Annotated in this window: 15 protein-coding genes and 1 pseudogene; 8 read left to right on the plus strand and 8 right to left on the minus strand. The window is 72.3% G+C overall.

The features are described 5' to 3' along the window. Positions 1-11 precede the first annotated feature (11 nt). Entirely contained in the window at positions 12-1,169 is a 1,158-nt protein-coding gene (locus tag AC5DRG_RS00585; protein WP_491807306.1) for a nuclear transport factor 2 family protein, read from the plus strand. Positions 1,170-1,535: 366 nt separating this feature from the next. On the opposite strand, the gene AC5DRG_RS00590 is transcribed toward AC5DRG_RS00585, so the two are convergent. Continuing rightward, positions 1,536-1,928, minus strand: a complete 393-nt coding sequence (locus AC5DRG_RS00590) for a hypothetical protein (protein ID WP_491807307.1) — start codon at positions 1,926-1,928, stop codon at positions 1,536-1,538. On the opposite strand from AC5DRG_RS00590, the gene AC5DRG_RS00595 reads away from it, so the two are divergent. Both AC5DRG_RS00595 and AC5DRG_RS00600 read left to right on the plus strand, forming a co-directional pair. After that, the gene (locus AC5DRG_RS00595; protein WP_491807308.1) at positions 1,920-2,144 is read left to right on the plus strand and encodes a DUF397 domain-containing protein; all 225 of its coding nucleotides are present in this window, start codon (positions 1,920-1,922) and stop codon (positions 2,142-2,144) included. The genes AC5DRG_RS00590 and AC5DRG_RS00595 overlap by 9 nt on opposite strands. 367 nt (positions 2,145-2,511) lie before the next feature. Beyond that, positions 2,512-2,770, plus strand: a pseudogene (locus AC5DRG_RS00600) (multicopper oxidase domain-containing protein); the annotation flags it as partial. A gap of 150 nt (positions 2,771-2,920) precedes the next feature. Here the strand turns inward: AC5DRG_RS00600 and AC5DRG_RS00605 are convergent. Genes AC5DRG_RS00605 through AC5DRG_RS00615 form a run of 3 tightly spaced genes read right to left on the minus strand, consistent with a single transcriptional unit; the run spans position 2,921 to position 7,055 of the window. Next, entirely contained in the window at positions 2,921-3,577 is a 657-nt protein-coding gene (locus AC5DRG_RS00605; protein WP_491807309.1) for a potassium channel family protein, read from the minus strand. Next, positions 3,574-4,233, minus strand: coding sequence for a potassium channel family protein (locus AC5DRG_RS00610; RefSeq protein WP_491807310.1), 660 nt, complete (start codon positions 4,231-4,233; stop codon positions 3,574-3,576). The genes AC5DRG_RS00605 and AC5DRG_RS00610 overlap by 4 nt, the downstream gene beginning before the upstream one ends. Beyond that, on the minus strand, positions 4,230-7,055 hold the full coding sequence (locus tag AC5DRG_RS00615) for a cation-translocating P-type ATPase (protein WP_491807311.1): 2,826 nt from the start codon (positions 7,053-7,055) through the stop codon (positions 4,230-4,232). Before AC5DRG_RS00615 ends, AC5DRG_RS00610 begins: the two co-directional genes overlap by 4 nt. Positions 7,056-7,599: 544 nt before the next feature. Between AC5DRG_RS00615 and AC5DRG_RS00620 the strand changes: the two genes are divergently transcribed. From AC5DRG_RS00620 to AC5DRG_RS00630, 3 genes are read left to right on the plus strand one after another with little or no spacing between them, the layout of a single operon-like run. Next, positions 7,600-8,115 (plus strand): nitroreductase/quinone reductase family protein, encoded by a 516-nt coding sequence (locus AC5DRG_RS00620; RefSeq protein ID WP_491807312.1) that lies wholly within the window; start codon positions 7,600-7,602, stop codon positions 8,113-8,115. Further along, positions 8,112-9,110: an ABC transporter ATP-binding protein gene (locus tag AC5DRG_RS00625; protein ID WP_491807313.1), complete on the plus strand. Its 999-nt coding sequence runs from the start codon at positions 8,112-8,114 to the stop codon at positions 9,108-9,110. The genes AC5DRG_RS00620 and AC5DRG_RS00625 overlap by 4 nt, the downstream gene beginning before the upstream one ends. Then, positions 9,107-10,702, plus strand: coding sequence for an ABC transporter permease (locus tag AC5DRG_RS00630; protein WP_491807314.1), 1,596 nt, complete (start codon positions 9,107-9,109; stop codon positions 10,700-10,702). The genes AC5DRG_RS00625 and AC5DRG_RS00630 overlap by 4 nt, the downstream gene beginning before the upstream one ends. A gap of 49 nt (positions 10,703-10,751) precedes the next feature. Here the strand turns inward: AC5DRG_RS00630 and AC5DRG_RS00635 are convergent, their stop codons facing one another. Beyond that, a complete protein-coding gene (locus tag AC5DRG_RS00635) occupies positions 10,752-11,588 on the minus strand; it encodes a universal stress protein (RefSeq protein WP_491807316.1) in 837 nt (278 codons plus the stop codon). A gap of 198 nt (positions 11,589-11,786) precedes the next feature. Between AC5DRG_RS00635 and AC5DRG_RS00640 the strand changes: the two genes are divergently transcribed. Together AC5DRG_RS00640 and AC5DRG_RS00645 are read left to right on the plus strand one after the other, a co-directional pair. Beyond that, positions 11,787-12,689 (plus strand): universal stress protein, encoded by a 903-nt coding sequence (locus AC5DRG_RS00640; protein ID WP_491807317.1) that lies wholly within the window; start codon positions 11,787-11,789, stop codon positions 12,687-12,689. A 42-nt stretch (positions 12,690-12,731) separates the two neighbouring features. Continuing rightward, positions 12,732-13,706: an Acg family FMN-binding oxidoreductase gene (locus AC5DRG_RS00645; RefSeq protein ID WP_491807318.1), complete on the plus strand. Its 975-nt coding sequence runs from the start codon at positions 12,732-12,734 to the stop codon at positions 13,704-13,706. A gap of 208 nt (positions 13,707-13,914) precedes the next feature. Here AC5DRG_RS00645 and fdhF read toward each other — a convergent pair whose 3' ends face one another. Genes fdhF through AC5DRG_RS00660 form a run of 3 tightly spaced genes read right to left on the minus strand, consistent with a single transcriptional unit; the run spans position 13,915 to position 18,537 of the window. Continuing rightward, on the minus strand, positions 13,915-16,596 hold the full coding sequence (gene fdhF / locus AC5DRG_RS00650; RefSeq protein ID WP_491807319.1) for a formate dehydrogenase subunit alpha: 2,682 nt from the start codon (positions 16,594-16,596) through the stop codon (positions 13,915-13,917). Continuing rightward, complete coding sequence (locus AC5DRG_RS00655) at positions 16,593-18,278, minus strand: NAD(P)H-dependent oxidoreductase subunit E (RefSeq protein ID WP_491807320.1); 1,686 nt, start codon at positions 18,276-18,278, stop codon at positions 16,593-16,595. The genes fdhF and AC5DRG_RS00655 overlap by 4 nt, the downstream gene beginning before the upstream one ends. A gap of 4 nt (positions 18,279-18,282) precedes the next feature. After that, a complete protein-coding gene (locus AC5DRG_RS00660; protein ID WP_491807322.1) occupies positions 18,283-18,537 on the minus strand; it encodes a hypothetical protein in 255 nt (84 codons plus the stop codon). Positions 18,538-18,660 lie beyond the last annotated feature (123 nt).

The raw sequence follows: 18,660 nt of genomic DNA on the forward strand, positions 1-18,660 counted from the left end.
CTGTGACGCGCATGACCACACCGCACACGATCGCCGTCCTCGGTCTGGGGCGCATGGGCGGCGCGATCGCGACACGCCTGGCCGCCCAGGACTGGGACGTCGTCGGCTGGACCCGCTCAGGGCGCACATCAGGCACCGTCAAGACGACCGGCGACCCGAACGAAGCCGTGGCCCAGGCAGACCTCGTCCTCCTGGCACTGTTCGATGGCCCGGCCTGCCAGCAAGTCCTCGACGACGTCCGTGACTCACTGCGAACGGACACGATCGTGCTCAACACCAGCACCGTCGCCCCCGCCGAAGCATCGAGGCTGGCCCGGCAACTCGGCCCGTCCTACGTCCACGCGCCCCTGCTCGGCTCGGTGCCGGCTGCAGCCGCGGGCACCCTGCAGATCCTCGCCGCCGCCGACCAGAACGCACTCGACCGAGTCCGACCGGTTCTGGAAACGCTGGGCACCGTCCGGCGCGCGGACGACGCCTCCACCGCCGCCACGCTCAAGCTGATCGCCAACAACAGCCTCGCCGGTGCCGTCCTCGCACTGCGTGACTCACTGCGGCAAGCCGACGCCCTCGGCCTGCCCCGTACCCAGACGCTGGACATCCTCGAACTCGGCCAGCTCGCCGGCCTCGTGGCCCGCAAGCGACACTTCCTCCTCGATGAGCCGACCGATGCCATGGCCGAATTCACGATCGGCGCGCTCGCCAAGGACATGGCACTGCTGGCTGCCGCGTCGGACACCCCTTTGCGCAGCGCGGCCGGCCTGGCCGACACCCCTGCCGCCCCCGAGGCCGACATCGCCGTCGCCGCCACGGTCCCCGCCGTGGAGAAGGCCGTGCTCAAACCGCTCCACGCCTACATCCGCGGACACGCCACCGGCGACCCCACCCACTTCCGCTGCGCGTTCCTGCCCACTGCCCACATCGAAGGGATCCGAGACGGCTCATTCGTTTCCTGGCGACTGGACGAGTACTGCACCCTCTTCCAGGGCCAGCCAGCCTCGGACGAACCGACTCGCACCCGCCGCATCGACGCCATCGATGTCCACGGCACCGTCGCGACCGCCACCATGACGCTGTCGCACGGCGCCGACACGTTCACCGACATCTTCCTGCTGGTCCGCGCCGACGAGGGCTGGCGCATCGCCAACAAGGCGTATCACCGCCACTCCTGAGAGCGGGAACCGATCCCTGTCCACGGGAAACGATCACTACGCACACGGGGAACGATCTCCAGGGCCCTTTGTCGCCGCACGTCAGCCCCACTCGTAAACACCCCAACTGCGGCTGAAACTCTCCGCTCATCGGCAGATCCCATGCCTGCGCGGGCGCCTCAAGACCTCTTCCGTCCCGACCGACCGATGTCTGGTGGGGAGCGGGACGAGCGTCTGGAGACAAGGCATCAGCGCCTGTAAAGGTGTCATCAGGACCTCAGGGGTATTGGCCAGGGAGAGTTGGTAGCGGGGACGTGGGCCTCGACGGGTGCGAGGCGCCAGGGCACCTCGATGGCCGATCAGGGGGTACGGCGTGCGGCCGGGAGTTCAGGCGGGCGCTGAGGGCGGATTGATCAGCGCCTGGACAATCTTTCCGTCGACCGTGGGGGCGTAGTCGAGTTCGGCTCCGAGCCGGCGCGCAGTCCACAGACCGCGGGGCTTCTCGCCCTCGGCCGGCTCCCACTTCACGACCTCGCCGAAGTCAGGGAAGTCACGGAGGGCGTCCTGAACCTCAATGACGAATGCACCGGTCGGGCGCGGAGACCGTCCCACCACCGTGCAGGTAGACAGCGGCCTGGGGAGCGCGGTGTCCATGTCGGACAGGCCTGCCACTGTCGCCCGGTTCAACCGCTGGTTCAACACCATGATCGCCTCGGCGCAACCGCCCGAGGAAACCCCCACATTCGTTGAGACATTGAAGCGAGAGAAGACATGATCCAAAAGCGCGCCGTCTTCACCGAGCTTGCCCCCGAGGGAGCATGGTTCAAGTCCTCTTACAGTTCCGGCGAGGGGGGTGCCTGCGTCGAGATCGCCGACTTGAACACCGAGGTTGGGATCCGAGACTCGAAGGACATGGCGGGGCCTGCGCTCGTCGTACCCGTCAGGGCTTGGTCCGCCTTCATCGGTCTGGCTCGCTCACACTCAGTCGATCTGTAGTCCGTTCACGAACAGAAGCGTCGATGCTCCTCCCCTGGTGTGTAGAGGAGGAACACCGACGCCACTCGCGCGTCGACCCACCCAGGTTCGGCGCGTGTTCGTTTGTGCGGTGCCAGGTCTAAAGATCCCCAACCGGCCCAGAAACGAATCCCTGTCATCTGGTGGTTCAGCCAGAACGGCATCATGAACGCAGCTTCTTCATGACGCCCAGGACAGTTGGGTGACAGGCGTACTCCGCCCTCGCCCTGCATGCGCCGCTCGTGGCCGTGCACGCCTATGAACCGCTCACGTTCGGATACACACCGTACGCCCCGGCGTCCACCCGTTCGTCGGCCGAGCAGCAGCGCGAGCGGGCCGCCGAGCTGCTCGCCTCACGGTCGAGGAAGACCAGCGGGTACGGCTGGACTTCGTCAACACCGCCACCATGTGGCCCCCGATGCACCTGCACGGCCACACCTACCAGATCGGCAGCAGCGGCCCGCGCAAGGACACCGCGATCGTCCCTGCCGAAGAAGACACTGTCGGTGTTCTTCGACACGGACAATCCGGGGCAGTGGATGCTGCACTGCCACAACGCCTACCACAGCGAAGCCGGAATCATGGCGCTGGTGGGCTACCAAGGCTGATCCAGCAGTGCCGCAGGGCCCAGGCCGCCCCGGGCACCTCGGACGGTCAGGAGTTGACCGGGGGCTGTCACGGAGCGGGGGAGCCTGGGTTGGCACCGCGCGCGGCACACCGACCCCTCGGCCAGTGCCCTCGGCAGAGACGGACGGACGTCACTGGAAGGCGGCGTGGATCTCCTGTTCGGTGGCGGCGTGGGAGACGACAAGGAGTTCGTCACCGGGCCGGAGCCGCATCTCGGGGGTGGGGACGGTGGGTTGGCCGTCGCGGATGACGGTGGCGATGACGGTGCCCGCGGGAAGGGAGATCTCGGCGAGGGTGTGTCCTGCGGCGCTGGACTGCGGGGTGATGGCGGTCTCGATGACGTCGACGCCGGCCTTGCTCAGGCGCAGCAGGGCGACGGTGTCCGTGGCGCCGGTCGCTTCCTCGATGAGGGAGATCAGCGGGGTGGCGGCGGGGACCGCGGTGTCGACGCCCCAGTTCTGGTCGAACAGCCAGGTGTTCTCGGCGTCGTTGACGCGTGCCGCGACACGGGGCACCTCGAACTGCCGCTTGGCGAGGAGGCTGATGACGAGGTTGTCCTCGTCGTCGCCGGTGGCCGCGATGACGAGGTCGGCGGTGAGCACCCCCGCGTGCTCCAGGATGCTGGGTTCACAGGCGTCGCCGGCCAGGAGGCGTACGGGAAGGCGGCCTTCGAGATCGGCGACACGGTCGTCGTCGATGTCGACGAGGGTGACGTCGTTGCGGGCTGCGGCGAGGACCTGGGCGATCTGGGTGCCCAGGCGCCCCGCGCCGGCGATGAGGGCCTTCATGTCCCCAGCTCCTTGTCCAGAAAGCCGCGCAGGCGGCCGAGTGCGGTGGCCGCGACGGCGAAGGTGACCAGGTCTCCGGGCTCGGCGCGGGTGCTGTGGGCGGGTACGAGCGAGCGGCCGCCGCGGGTGACCTCGACGGCGCGGATCTCGCCGTCCACGTCGAACTCGGCCAGCCGCCGCCCGCTGACGTAGGACGGCAGCTCGGAGCGGACCAGCAGGGTTTCGCCGTTGCCGAAGGTGAGTTCCGGGGTGAGGTGGCGGTGCAGGAGCATCTGGTGGATCTGGTGCACGGTCCAGCGGACGCTGGCGATGGTGGGGATGCCGAGCTCGCGGTAGATGTCGGCCCGACGCGGATCGTAGATGCGGGCGAGGACGATGGGGACCCGGTAGGTCTCCTTGGCCGTGCGGGCGCTGACGATGTTGCTGTTGTCGCCCGAGGTGGCGGCGACGAACGCGTCGGCGTGCTCGATCCCGGCGGCCTCCAGCACCGTACGGCTGTAGGCGTTGCCCTGGTGGAAGCCGCCGGGGAAGCCGGTCGGCAGCAGCCTGCGGGTCCTGGGTCGGCGATCGACGAGCTGTACGTCGTGGCCTTCGGCGACGAGCTGGACGGCGAGTGCGGATCCCACCCGGCCACAGCCCGCGATGATCACTCTCATTGCGCTCGTTCCTTCCGGGGGCCGGGTCGGCGGTGGCGCAGCCACCACTTGCGGGTTTCCTCGGCGGCCAGCAGCAGCGCGCCGAATCCGGCGAGGACCGCCCAGTCGGCGGCAGCCAGCGGGGCGGTGTTGAAGACGGCCTGCAGGGGCGGTGCGTAGCTGATGGCCGCCATCAGGGTGATGCCGAAACAACCGGCCGCCAGCAGCCAGGGGTTGGACAGCAGACCGATCCGGAACACGCTCTGCCGGTCGGTGCGCACGGCGAGCGCGTTGAAGAACTGGCTGACCACGATCCCGGCCTGGACCATGGTGATCGCCTCCCGGTAGACGGTGTCGTCCTCGGTGAAGTCGGCGTAGGGGATGCCGGAGGCGTGGATGTGCCAGAAGAACACGGTGCACACGCCGAGGGCCTGGATGCCGCCGAGGAACAGGATCCGGCCCATCACTGCGGTGGAGAACAGCCGTTCGCGCCGGGAGCGCGGCGGGCGGTCCATGACGTCGGGTTCCGGTGGCTCGGCGCCCAGCGCCAGGGCGGGCAGGACGTCGGAGCCGAGGTCGATCGCGAGGATCTGTACGGCGGTGATCGGGACCAGCGGGAACCCGGCGAAGGTGGCCGCGAGGATCGGGACGAGTTCGGCGATGTTGTGGCTGAAGAGGTAGATCAGGAACTTGCGGATGTTCTGGTAGACCGACCGGCCCAAGCGCACCGCGGTGGTGATGGAGGCGAAGGAGTCGTCCAGCAGCACCATGACGGCGGCTTCCCGGGCGACGTCGGTGCCGGAGGCGCCCATGGCGACCCCGATGTCCGCGTGTTTGAGGGCCGGTGCGTCGTTGGCGCCGTCGCCGGTGACGGCGACGACCTCGCCTCGCCGCTGCAGGGCGGTGACCACCCGCATCTTGTGTTCGGGGCTGACCCGGCACAGCAGCAGCTCGCCCGACCCGGCGAGCAGAGCGTCCAGGGCGTCGTCGTCGAGCGTGTCCAGCCGGGTGCCGGTGACGACGGTGGGCTCGGGCTGCCGGACGATGCCCACCCGGCGGGCCACGGCTTCCGCGGTCAGCGGGTGGTCGCCGGTGACCATGACGATGCGGATACCGGCGTGCTGGCAGGCCTCGACGGCATCACTGACCTCCGGCCGGGGCGGGTCGAACATGCCGACGAGGCCCAGGAGGGTGAGGCCCGATTCGGCCTCGTCCTGGGTGGGACGGCCGTCGGGGAGCGAGCGCGACGCCGCCGCCAGTACCCGTAGTCCCTGGGCGGCCAGTTCGTCGTTGGCGCCGGTCACCGCCGCGCGCAGCTCCTCGGTCAGCGGCTGCCGCTCGCCCTTCCACACGACGGCGGTGCAGCGGGCGAGCAGTTCCTGCGGCGCGCCCTTGACGCACGCGTGGTGGCCGCCGCGCGGGTCGTCGTGCACGGTGCTCATCAGCTTGCGGGTCGAGTCGAAGGGGAACTCCGTCACGCGAGGAGTGGCGGCCTCCTCGGCTGCCGGGTCGAGACCGGCCTTGGCGGCGGCGACGAGCAGGGCTCCCTCCGTGGTGTCGCCGAGGACGCGCCAGCCCTCGTGGTCCGAGGGCGGAACCATGCGGGCGTCGCTGCACAGGGCCGCCGTGCGGAGCAGTTCGCGCACCGGCTGCGGGTCGGTCACCTCGCCGGCCGGCGCGTACCCGACTCCGGAGACGGGGTGCCGGACGCCGCCCGCCCACACCTGTACGACGGTCATCTCGGCCTGGGTGAGGGTGCCGGTCTTGTCCGTGCACACGACGGTGGTGGAGCCCAGTGCCTCCACTGCCAACAGCTTCTTGACGAGAGCGTGCCGGCGGGCCATGCGGCGTACGCCGATCGCCAGGGACACCGACAGCGTCGCGGGCAGGCCCTCGGGCACCATGGCGACCATCACGCCGAGCGCGAAGACGAAGGTCTCGACGAGGGGTTCGCCGGCGGGCAGCCGTACGGCGAACAGCAGCGCCCCGATCGCCAGCGCCGCGCCCGCCACCCGGCGGGCCATCAAGGCCACCTGGCGCTGCAGGGGGGTCTTCTGGCGCGGCGCCGCGGCCGCGAGCCGGAAGATGCGTCCGAACTCGGTCGCCGCACCGGTCGCGAACACCACGGCCTTCGCGGTGCCGGCCACGACGTCGGTGCCCATGAACACGCAGTTGCGGGCCTCCAGCACCGGCCCGTCCGCCACCGGCTGGCGGGTACGGCCGACGGCGTCGCTCTCCCCCGTCAGCGCCGCGTTGTTCACCGAGACCTCGTGCGCCTCCACGAGACGGCAGTCCGCCGGCACCGCGTCCCCGCCCTCCAGGACCACGACGTCCCCGGGGACCAGATCACGCGCGGACAGCTCCTGCCGCTCCCCGCCGCGCAGCACCCGGCAGGTGTGCGGCACCATCGCCTGCAGCGACTCGGCGGTCCGCTCCGCGGAGTACTCCTGGACGAAGCCGATCACCGCGTTCAACAGCACCACACAGAGGATCGCCACGGCCAGCTGCAGGGTGCCCGTGTCCCGGGGTTCCTGGAGCCCGTACGCCAGGAAGGTGATCGCGGACGCGACGAGCAGGACCACCGCGAACAGGTCCGTGAACTGGCCGACAAGGTCCCGCCACCAGCCCCTGCGCCGAGGCCGCGGCAGCTCGTTGGGGCCGTACCGCGCCCGCCGCACGGCCACCTCCGCGGGCGCGATTCCCCGCGGTGTGGTGTCCAGCGCGGCGAAGACGTCTCGGGTCGCCAGGGTCTGCACCGCGGGACCGCTCGCCGTCACGGCGCGACCACGCGTAAGGCCGTGGGCTTGAGCGCCCCGGCCGGGCGGGCCCGGAGGGCATCGCATCGGGCGGCCATGTCCTCATCGTGGAGGCCACCGTTGTGGGCCGCAATCCCGGTACCTGGGATCGCATGCGGTGCCCGAGGCGGCGTGTGGACGGCGTTCATCACCCCAGAATCCGTGGAGCCCAGCCTCGCGGGCGCGGGCCGTACGGCCCCGACCGGGAGCCGTTCGGCCCCTGCGGGACGACGGCCCGCGCGTCGACGCCCGACGGCGAGTCTGCGCAGGCGGGTGAGGTGGGGACGCTCACAGGCTGGAGCAGGGGCGGTCCGGGCCTGTGTCACGGGTGGGGCGGCGGCGGTTCAGCCCCGGGCGCGGGTCCGGCGACCAGCCGCACCCGGACACTCGGGCCGGATAGCGCCCTCCAGGTACCGACCGGCCCTAGCCAACGGACGGTGAACGGACGGAGGTTGGTGGGCGAGGGATGTCAGCCGCCCTGCGCAGAGAGGGGACAACCGTGCTCACGACCAGGCAGGCCGCAGCGGAGTTCCTCCACGAGAGGCGTGTCGCCACTCGGGAGTGCGGTGGCGTTCCGAGGCGGGTGTGAGACATGGGACGCGATGACTCGGCACGCCGACTGCACCGGTTCGACCGATGGATGTACCGAGGCGGCCGCCCGGGCCGCCTGGCACGCGTGATGAACCGGCAGTCGGTGCTCATGGCTTCGGCGGGGCTCGCGCCGCGGCGCCTGGTCGCGATGGAGGTGCGCGGGCGCCGTACGGGCCGCCGTATCTCGCTGCCTCTGGTGGTCGCGGACCACGAGGGCGAGCGCTATCTGGTGGCGATGCTCGGCCGCGATGTGAACTGGGTGCGCAACGTCCGAGCGGCCGACGGGCGCGTGGTGCTGCGGCACGGCAGGCGTGAGGCCGTACGACTCGAAGAGGTCGAGGTCGGCGCCCGCGCGCCCGTCCTGCGCCGCTACCTCGCCCTCGCTCCGGGAGCCCGGCCGCATCTGCCGGTGGACCGGCGGGCCCCGCTGGAGGAGTTCGCCCGGATCGCCGACCGGGTCCCGGTCTTCCGCATCCGCCCCGACCGGCCGGAGCCGAGCGATCGGAGCAGGTCATGACCACCACGTCCGCCACTGCGGGAACCCCCGCCCCCGCTTCCGGACGGACCGTCGCGATCTCCGTCTCGGGCCTGGTGAAGACGTTCGGGCCGACCCGCGCCCTCGACGGGCTGGACCTGAGCGTCGCCACCGGGGAGGTGCACGGGTTCCTCGGTCCCAACGGCGCGGGCAAGACCACCACCATCCGGGTCCTGCTCGGACTGCTGCGGGCCGACTCCGGCCGGGCCGAGCTGCTGGGCGGCGATCCGTGGCGCGACGCGGTCGCCCTGCATCGGCGGCTGGCGTATGTGCCGGGCGACGTCAGCCTGTGGCCGAAGCTGACCGGCGGCGAGATCATCGACGTCTTCGGGCGGCTGCGCGGCGACCTCGACAAGGCCCGGCGGGACGAGCTGCTGGAGCGGTTCGAGCTGGACCCGACGAAGAAGGCCCGCACCTACTCCAAGGGCAACCGGCAGAAGGTCGGTCTGGTCGCCGCGCTGGCGTCCCGCGCGGAGCTGCTGATCCTCGACGAGCCGACCTCCGGGCTCGACCCGCTGATGGAGACAGTCTTCCAGGACTGCATCCGCGAGATGAAGGCCGAGGGCCGCACCGTGCTGCTGTCCAGCCACATCCTGGCCGAGGTGGAGGCCCTCTGCGACCGGGTCGACATCATCCGGGCCGGACGGACCGTGGAGAGCGGCACCCTGGCCGAGCTGCGCCACCTCACCCGCACCTCCATCGACGTCCACACCGCCCGCCCGGCGACCGGCCTCGGCGCGCTGCCCGGCGTGCACGACCTGCGCGCCGACGACCACCGGGCCCGCTTCGACGTCGACACCGACCACCTCGACGAGGCCGTACGCCACCTCAGCGTCTTCGGCATCCGCACCCTCACCAGCCAGCCGCCCACACTGGAGGAGCTGTTCCTGCGCCACTACGGCGACGAGCTGGCCGAGGAACGCAAGCTCTCGGACGGCCGCCTGGGCGGGACCGGGCAGAACGGTGGCCGGTCGTGAACGCCACGGCCGTCGAGCTGACCGGGACCGGCACGCTGACCCGGCTCCTGCTGCGCCGCGAGCGCGTCCGCATCGCGATCTGGGTCGTGGCGATCCCGCTGCTTGTGCTGCTGACGGCGGCCAGTGTCAAGGGCCTGTACCCCACCCAGCACGACCTCGACGTGGCGGCCCGGGGCAGCCAGGACAACGCTGCCGCCATCGCCTTCAACGGGCCGCCGCTCGCACTCGACACGATGGGCGGGGAGGTGGCGTTCCAGACGGGCACGATCGGGCTGGTCGTCGTCGCCCTGATGAACATCTTCATGATCGGGCGGCAGACCCGCGGCGAGGAGGAGGCCGGCCACACCGAACTCGTCCGCGCCCTGCCGACCGGCCGCCACGCGGGAGCCGCCGCGGCACTGCTCGTGGTGACCGCCATGAACACGGCCGTCGCCGCCGCCGTGACACTCGGGCTGCTCGCCCTGGACCTGCCGGTGACGGGCTCGGTCGCCCTCGGCATCTCCTTCCTCGCCCTCGGACTGGTCTTCGCCGCCCTCACCACCGTCGCGGCCCAGGTCAGCGAGAACACCCGGGTGGTCCACGGCAGCACCGGGGCCCTCCTCGGCGCCGCGTTCGTGCTGCGCGCCGTCGGGGACATCGGCGACGGGACCGCGTCCTGGTTCTCGCCCATCGGCTGGGTCCAGAAGACGCGGCCCTACGCCGGTGAACGCTGGTGGCCCCTGCTCGTCGCGGCCGCCTGCGCCGCCGCCTCGCTCGGTCTGGCGTCGGCCCTGGCGGACCGGCGCGATCTCGGCGCCGGCCTCGTGCCACCCCGCCCGGGCCCGTCGAGTGCGGCACCGGGCCTCGGCCGGCCGCTCGGGCTCGCCCTGCGCCTGCAGCGCGGCAGCCTGATCGGCTGGAGCTGCTCCGTGTTCCTCGCCGGGGCCGCCTACGGCTGGGTCGCCGACGACGTCGAGGACCTCATCGGCGACAACGACACCGTACGGGACGTCATCGCCAGCCTCGGCGGGGCCACCCTCACCGACGCCTACCTCACCCGCTCGCTGCTCACCGTCGCCCTCATCGGTGCGGGCTACGCCGTCCAGTCCGCGCTGCGTCCGCGCGGTGAGGAGACCGCCCTGCATGCCGAGCCGGTCCTGGCCACCCCCGTCTCCCGCCTCCACTGGACCGGCAGCCACCTGACCGTCGCCCTCGCCGGCAGCGTCCTGGTGCTCGGCGCCGCGGGCCTGGGCACCGGCCTCACCTATGCCCTGGTCAGCCACGACCCCGGCCAGATCCCCCGTCTGCTGGGCGCCGCGCTCCTCTACGCCCCGGCCCTGTGGGTCCTCGCCGGCCTCGCGATCGCCCTCTTCGGACTCGCCCCGCGCGCAGTGGCCGCCGTCTGGGCCGTCCTCGGTCTGTGCCTCGTCGCCGGCATCCTCGGCGACATCCTCGACCTCCCGAACTGGCTCCTCGACCTCTCCCCGTTCCAGCACCTCCCCCAACTCCCTGCCCACGACCCGACCGCCACCACACCGCTGATCCTGACGGCGATCGCAGCCGCCCTGACCGCAACCGGCCTGGCCGCCTTCCGCCGACGAGACATCGGCTAGCCGACCGAGGTGACTCCGCGGTACATACAGACCGGGCAGCCGGCTTTCGTCACGCCGGCACCACGGCCACCGGACATCCGGCATGCTCGACAAGCCTGCCAAGGGCGGAGCCGAGCCTGTTCCCGCGCCGGCCGGCCACCAGCAGCTCCGCCCGGTCCGAAGCCCGCACCAGGGCCTCGCCGACGCCGAAGAGCACGACGTCCTCCAGCACCCGCACCCGCGGGTACTTCTCCATCCACGGGCGCAGGATGTCGGACAGGAGCTGTACCTCGTCGTCCTCCCGGGCGGCCCGGTCCTTGCCCGGCGCGGTGAACGGTGGCAGGGCGGCGTCGGGCTCCGGCATCCTCCAGGCGTGCACCGCGCGCAGGCGGACATTCAGGCGGCTCGCCCGGTCGAAGGCGAAGTCGATGGCCGCGTCGTCCGGCCGGCGGGCGTCAACGCCGAGTGCGACCTTGTCCGTTCGCCATCCGGTGCCCGTGCAGGCGAGTCCGCCCGGCACCAGCACCACCGGCCGGGCGGAGCGCTCGGCCACCGCGCTGGCCACCGAACCGACCGCCAGCCCCGCGACTCCCCCGGCGCCGCGCATCCCGAGCACGAGCAGTTCGGCCGAGACGCCCAGAGCGAGCAGCTCCGGCGCCGGCTCACCGTCGATCCGGATCTCCTCCACCGCCAACTCCGCGGGATGGGAGGTCAGTTCGGGCACGGTCCGGCCCGGCAGCGTCTCGGGAGGGTCGGGCCACGACGCGGACAGATCCCTCCCGGACAGCCCCGACACATGCACCACCTGCAGCAGCAGCCGGCACCGCAGGGCCTCCCGCGCCGCCCAGTCCGCCGCCGCCCTGCTCCGAGCGGAGCCGTCGACTCCGACAACGATCGTCCGTCTCATGCCAGTTCGCCTCCTGCGTGGACACGGCATCCGGTACGTCCGTGTCCCACGGTCATCCGCGGCGCGGCCCTCCACGCAGGGGCCGTACGGGCAAAGCCTGGGACCGGTGGACCCTGCGCCGCGCGACGGCCCGGCACGACGATGAGAGCAGGACGGAGAGAGACCGACCACGCGAGAGAACCACGGAGGTGCCCCGCCATGTCACGACCGGTCGTCGCCGGAGTCGACGGATCCCCCGAGAGCCTGGCCGCCGCAGAGTGGGCCGCCCGGGAGGCGGTGCGCCGCGATCTCCCCCTGCACCTGGTGCACGCCTCCGGCTTGAGCCCGGATCAGCCGCCCTCCGCCTCGGCGAGCGCGGTGCGACGCCACGTGGGACGGGGCATCCTGCGCCAGGCCGAGGACCGCATCGCGCGCACCTGCCCCGAGGCTCGGCTCACCGACGACCAGGTCGAGGGCCCGGCTGCCGCGACCCTGGCGTACGCAGCGCAGCAGGCCGAGTTGCTCGTGCTCGGCTCGCGTGGTCTGAGTGGCTTCACCGGATTCCTCGTCGGGTCCGTGGCCCAGGCCGTCGTGGCCCGGGCGACCCGGCCGGTCGTCCTGGTCGAGGCCGGGGAGCGTTCCGAGGACGAGCATCTGCCGGACGAGGACGGCAATACGTCGCTCCTCACTCCGTACCGTGACGTCGTTCTCGGCATCGACGTGGGCGACGCGCGCGACGAGGTGATCGAGTTCGCGTTCGAGGCGGCCCGACTGCGCGGTGCGACACTGCACGCGGTCCACGCCTGGGACAACTCGTCGGCCGTCGTTCCCGGTTCCGGTGGGCCCGGCATCGGCGAAGGGTCCCGGCGCGAGGAGGAGTGGCGCGGCTTCCTCACCGCCGTGCTGCAGAACTGGCGCGGCAAGTACCCCGGCGTCCAGGTCACCGAGACGGTCGTCAAGGGCAGGGCCGGAACCCGGCTGGTGCGCGCCGCCTCGGGCGCCGGGCTGCTCGTCGTCGGCCGCCGCGTGCGCGAGACCCACCTCGGCCCGTACACCGGCCCGGTCACCCATTCCGTGATCCACCACGCGCGTTGCCCCGTCGCCGTCGTGGCGCACGACTGAGCCCCCGCGAAGACAAGACAGCGACGAACGGTGATGCCCGCCATGGACGCAACGCGCACCCGGGTCGACCACGCGGCCAACCACCTGGTCCGCGCGGCCGTCACCGCACCCTCGGTCCACAACACCCAGCCCTGGCTGTTCGTCAACCGGGGGACGGGCCTCGACCTGTACGCGGACCCCGCGCGCCGGCTCCCGCTCACCGACCCCGACGGGCGGGAGCAGGTCATCAGCTGCGGCGCGGCCCTGTTCAACCTGCGGATCGCGATGCAGCACCTGGGTTTCCGGCCCGTCGTGCGGGTGTTCCCCGATCCGGGGAACCCGGCCCATCTCGCCGGCGTCGGCTGGGGAGCGTACGGCCGACCGAGCACCGACGAGAACCTGATGTACCGCTCCCTGCGGCAACGGCACACGCACCGCGGCCCGTTCCAGCACTCCTCGCTCCCGCAGCCGCTGGTCGGGGAACTGCGCGAGCACGCACGGGCCGAGGGCGCCGAGCTGTACACGGTGGAATCCCGCCACGCACAGAGTGACCTCGCCGAGTTGGTCCGCGCCGCCGAAGCCATCAACCGCGCCGAGCCCGGACGCGTCGCGGAACTGGCCCACTGGACCCGGGACGGGCGTGCGGACGGCGTCCCCCTGGACGCCTGCGACGGCCACCCGGACCGGACCGGTCTCGCCGGGCGCGACTTCCTCCGTTTCACGCGCACCCCGCCCACCGCACCCGCGGTCTGGCCGCCCGGGACGGGACTGATCGTCCTCCTCACCACGCGGCACGACACCCGGGAGGACTGGCTGTGCGCCGGACAGGCCCTGCAGCGCGTCCTGCTGCACGCCACCACCCGCTGGGCCATGGCCGCCTTCCACACCCAGCCTCTCGAAGTGCCCCGACTGCGCACCCAGTTGCGCACGACGCTCGTCCGCAGGGACTTCCCCCAGATGCTCCTGCGCCTCGGCCACGCCACCCGAGGCCGGCCGACCCCACGACGACCGGCCGACGCGGTCCTCGCCACGGAGTGACAGCGGCCGCCCCACCGCCGTGTGGCACGGCCCGAGTCAGGACTTCGCGCAGGCGTCCCCGTTGAGCGGGAAGTCGTACGGCGGCCAAGAGGGCGGTGAAATGGTCGACCGGGTCTCGCCACAACCCCCTCCACCCGCCACCTCGTTGAGCCCGAACTCCTCCCCGCCGCGCCGCCACGTCCGCTGACGCCGGACAGGACTGTCGCCGTCACGACGCGGCTACGCGGACCGCCGTGACCTTGTACTCGGGGCAGGACGTGACGGTGTCCACGTGCTCGGACGTGAGGCGGTTCACGCCGCTCATGGGGAAGTGGAAGGAGCAGAAGACCTGGCCAGGGGCCGTCTGTTCACCGACGCGGGCGATGAGCTGGGCCCGGCCGTGCCGGCTCTCCAGCACGACCTGCTCGCCGTCGCGCACGTCGTACCGGCCGGCGTCATCGGGGTGGAGGTCGAGGAAGTCGACCGGATCGAGCGCGAGGTTGCCACCGCGCCGGGTCATGCTGCCGGAGTTGTAGTGCGCCCAGCGCCGCCCGGTGACCAGGACCAGCGGATAGTCGTCGTCCGGCTGCTCGCCGGGCGGGAGATAGGGGGCGGCGGCCAGGCGGGCCCGGCCGTCGAGAGTGGCGAACCGCTCCGTGTACAGCTTGGCCTCCCCCGGTTGTCCCGGGTCCGGGCAGGGCCAGGGGACGGCGCCCTCGAGGTCCAGCCGCTCATGGGTGAGTCCGGCGAAGACGGGCGCGAGTCGTCCGCACTCGGCCAGGGCGTCGGCCGGAGTCGGACAGCCCAGGTCGACACCCATCGCCGCGGCGAGGGCGTTCACGGTGTCGAAGTCGCTGCGTGCTTCGCCGGGCGGGGGCACGGCGGGGCGGACCCGCTGGAACCGGCGGTCGAAGTTGACGAAGGTGCCGTCCTTCTCCAGCCAGGACGCGACCGGCAGCACGACGTCGGCATGGCGGGCGGTCTCGGACAGGAACAGCTCGTTGCACACCACCAGCGGGCACGCTTCCAGGGCCTCGGCCACCCGGTTCGTGTCGGGATCGGTGGCGCACACGTCCTCGCCGATGACCCACAGCGCCCGCAGTTCCCCGGCCCGTACGGCGGCGAACATGTCCGGGATCCTCAGGCCGGGGCGTTCCGGAACCGGTACGCCCCATACCGCTTCGGCCCGGGCTCGTACGGCAGGGTCGGTCACCTTCCCGTAGCCGGGCAGGAGATCGGGCAGCGCCCCCATGTCGGACGCGCCCTGGACGTTGTTCTGGCCGCGCAGCGGGTTGACCCCGTAACCCCGGTCCGTGCCCACGGCGCCCCGCAGGATCGCCAGGTTGGCCAGCGACCGCACCCCGTCCGTGCCGTGGAGGTGTTCGGTGACGCCCAGGCCGTAGACGATCGCGGGCCGTCGGGCACGGCCGTACAGCCGGGCGGCGGCGACCAGGTCCGCCGCGGGCACCCCGGTGACGGCCGCGACCCGGTCGGGCGGGTAGTCGTCCAGCAGCGCGGTGAGTTCCGGCAGACCGGTGGCCCGCTCCCGCAGAAAGTCCTCGTCGGCCAGTCCGTCGGTGAGTAGGACGTGGGCGAGCCCGTGAAAGAGCGCGACGTTGGTGCCGGGCCGGGGCCGCAGGTGCACGTCGGCGTGCAGGGCCAGGCCCACGGCGCGGGGGTCGGCGACGACCAACCGGGCGCCGCGCAACACCCGTTGGAGCAGTCGCGCCCCGACCACCGGGTGGGCTTCGACGGGGTTGGCCCCGACCACCAGCAGGCAGTCGGACCGCTCCACGTCGTCGAAGGTGTCGGTGCCGCCGGAGAGCCCGAAGGAGGCGGTCAGGCCGGCGGCGGACGGGGAGTGGCACAGCCGGGAGCAGTTGTCGACGTTGTTCGTGCCGACGACGACCCGCATGAACTTCTGTACGAGGTAGTTCTCCTCGTTGGTGGCGCGGGCCGAGGAGATCGCCGCCACGGCGTCCGGGCCACCGGCCGCGACGGCGTCTCGCAGACCGCGAGCGACATGGCCGAGCGCCTCGTCCCAACTCACCGGTTCCAGGCGGCCGTCGCGTCGTATCAGTGGCCGGGTGAGCCGTTCGGGGGACGTGCGGAACCCGTGGGCGAAACGGCCCTTCACGCAGGCGTGCCCGTGGTTGACCGGGCCGTCCCGGGCCGGCAGCACCGCGGCGACCTCGCCGTCCTGTGTGACCACGTCGAGGGTGCAGCCAACGCCGCAGTAGCCGCAGGTGGTGCGTGTCGTGGCCGCCGCGGGGTGGGATGCGGAGGTGAGCCCCCGTGCCGGTCCCGGCTCGGTGATCGCCCCCGTGGGACAGGTGTCGACGCAGCCGCCGCAGGCCACGCAGTCCGACTCGGCCCAGGGCCCGCCGGTGCCGGGGGCCACAACCGTGTCGCCGCCCCGGCCGACCAGGGTGAGCGCGAAGGTGCCCTGCACCTCGGCGCACATCCGCACGCACCGGCCGCAGGCGATGCACAGGTCCCGGTCGAGGTGGACGTACGGGTGGGAGTCGTCCCCGCTCCGGCCTCCGGCACCCTGCGCCGCTTCAGGGCTGATCCCCAACGACTGGCAGACATGCGACAGTTCGCCGGTGTTGTCCGGGGCGAGGGCACGGGGCGGCAGGGCGGAGACGATGAGCTCCACCGCGTCCCGGCGCAGCCGCACAAGATCCTCGGTCACGGTCTCGACGCGGGCACCGGAGGACGCCGGGGTGACACAGGCCGCCGCGATCCGCCCGTCGGCCCGTACGAGGCACGTGCGGCAAGAGCCGGCGGGGCCGAGCCGGTCGTCGGAGCAGAGCGCGGGCAGCTCGATCCCGGCCGCGCGCACCGCCGTGAGCAGCGAAGCCCCCTCGGCCACGTCGACGCTCGCGCCGTCGACCTCGACTCCGGTCATGGGTCCCATCCCGCCAGTCGATCCCCGTATGCGCGAGCCAGGCTGCGTACGGCAGGTGGGATCCGCCGTCCGAAAGCACACAGGCTCGCCTCGGCCAGGACCCGCGCAAGCCGCTGCCACTCCTGTCCGGGAGGGGTGCCGGCGGATGCCATGTCCAGGCCTCGTCGCGAGCCGACCCGGCAGGGCGAGCAGGCGCCGCAGCTCTCGGCCGCGGCGAACCGCCAGATGTGCCGCAGCACTTCCTGCGGTGTCACGCGCTGGTCGAAGGCGACCAGTCCGGCGTGGCCGAGGGCGGCGCCCCGGGCCGCCAGCCCCGACTCGGACAGGGGTACGTCCAGCGAGTCGGCGGCGAGGAAGCCGCCCAGCGGTCCGCCGACCTGGAGAGCGACCAGCTCGGCGCCGTCCTTCAGGCCGCCGCCCAGCTCGGTGACGATCCGTCGCACCGGGGTGCCGAGCTCGACCTCGTAGCAACCCGGCCGGGCGAACCGCTCGGACAGGCAGACCAGCTTCGTTCCCGTCTCGGCGGGCGTTCCGCGCCGGGCGTACGCCTCGCCGCCGCGCCGGACGATCCAGGGGACGGCTGCGAGAGTCTCCACGTTGTTGACCACGGTCGGCGCGTCCCACAGGCCGCGCTCGGTCGGATACGGCGGGCGCGGGCGAGCGCATCCGCGACCGCCTTCCAGACTCGCGATCAGCGCGGTCTCCTCACCGGCGACGTAGGAGCCGGCGCCCTCGACGACCTGGACGTCCAGTGCGGTGGCGGTTCCGTGCACGGGCGGGCCGAGATGGCCGTCGGCGTACGCCTGCCCGACCGCATCCCGCATCCGGGCCAGAGCGGCCGGGTACTCCGAGCGCACCAGCACCACACCCTGGCGGGCACCGCAGGCGAAGCAGGCCAGGGCCAGGCCCTCCAGTACGCGCCCCGGGTCGGCCTCCATCAGCAGCCGGTCGGCGTACGAGCCCGGATCGCCTTCGTCGCCGTTGGCGACGACCACGGTGGCGGGCGCGCGGCCGGCCGCCTCCCATTTCGCGGCCACTCGGAACCCCGCGCCGCCCCTCCCCCGCAGTCCGGATGCCGCCACTTCTCTGTGGACCTCGTCCGGGGTGCTCTCTGTCACCGTCCTGGGCCACACCTGCCACGTCCGCTCGCCGGACACCACGCCGCCCAGCAGCACCGGGTCGCCGGTGTCGTCGGCCGCCGGGATCTCCGGCGCCCACGATGGTTCTCGCCCGGCGAGCTGACCGGCGAGGGTCGGACCCGTGCAGGGCGTGGCACCGTCGAGCGCCGCGGGCCCGGCGTAGCAATAGCCGAGACAGCGAACGTCCTGCACCGACACATCACCAGCCGGTGAGACCGTGCCCGGGATGACGCCCAGCTCGTGCTCCACATCGGCGAGGTGCCGCCCGGCCTGCGTGGCGAAGCACGCCGTCGCGGTGCACACCCGGACATGACGGTCGCCGTGCGGGGCGGCCAGGTCCGCGTAGTAGCCGGCCGGCCCCAGCCCGGAGGCAGCAGGCAGTCCGACACGGGTGGCGACAGGAGGCGCCCAGACCTCGGGGCCGTCCTCGGTTCCGGCCCTGGCCCTGGCCAGGGCCTCGATCAGCCTGTCTCCAGGCCGCCCACGCCTGTCGGCCAGGGCCCGGAACGCGTCGAAACGGTCGGCAGGCCCGACGGGAACCATGCCTTCATCGTGGAGTCGGCCAGACGAAGCCGCAATCGCGGAAGCGGCGCTGAAAGTCCGAAATGATCGCCACCGCCGTCACGCAGGAGAGCACCGGATGCGCGGAGGCCAGGCCGACCATCCGTCCGATCACGGGGATCGAGGACTTCACGTGCGCGACCGTTGTGCCGCATGTGCTGCGGAAGGAGTATCCGCAGGGACCGGGCGGATCCTGCCGAGGGCCGAACGGCCCCGCGAAAACCGAGTCTTCATCGGTCATGCGAAGCGGCCGACGACGAGGTCGGCACGGGTAGATAACTGTTGTCTCGCTCCTCGCTGCCGCCCCTGTGGCGTGCGTGTCAGAGGTCTCCGCCAAGTGTCGGTCGGGCTTCCCGTGGTTCGT

It is taken from the genome of Streptomyces sp. JLBG701 (assembly GCF_058544905.1).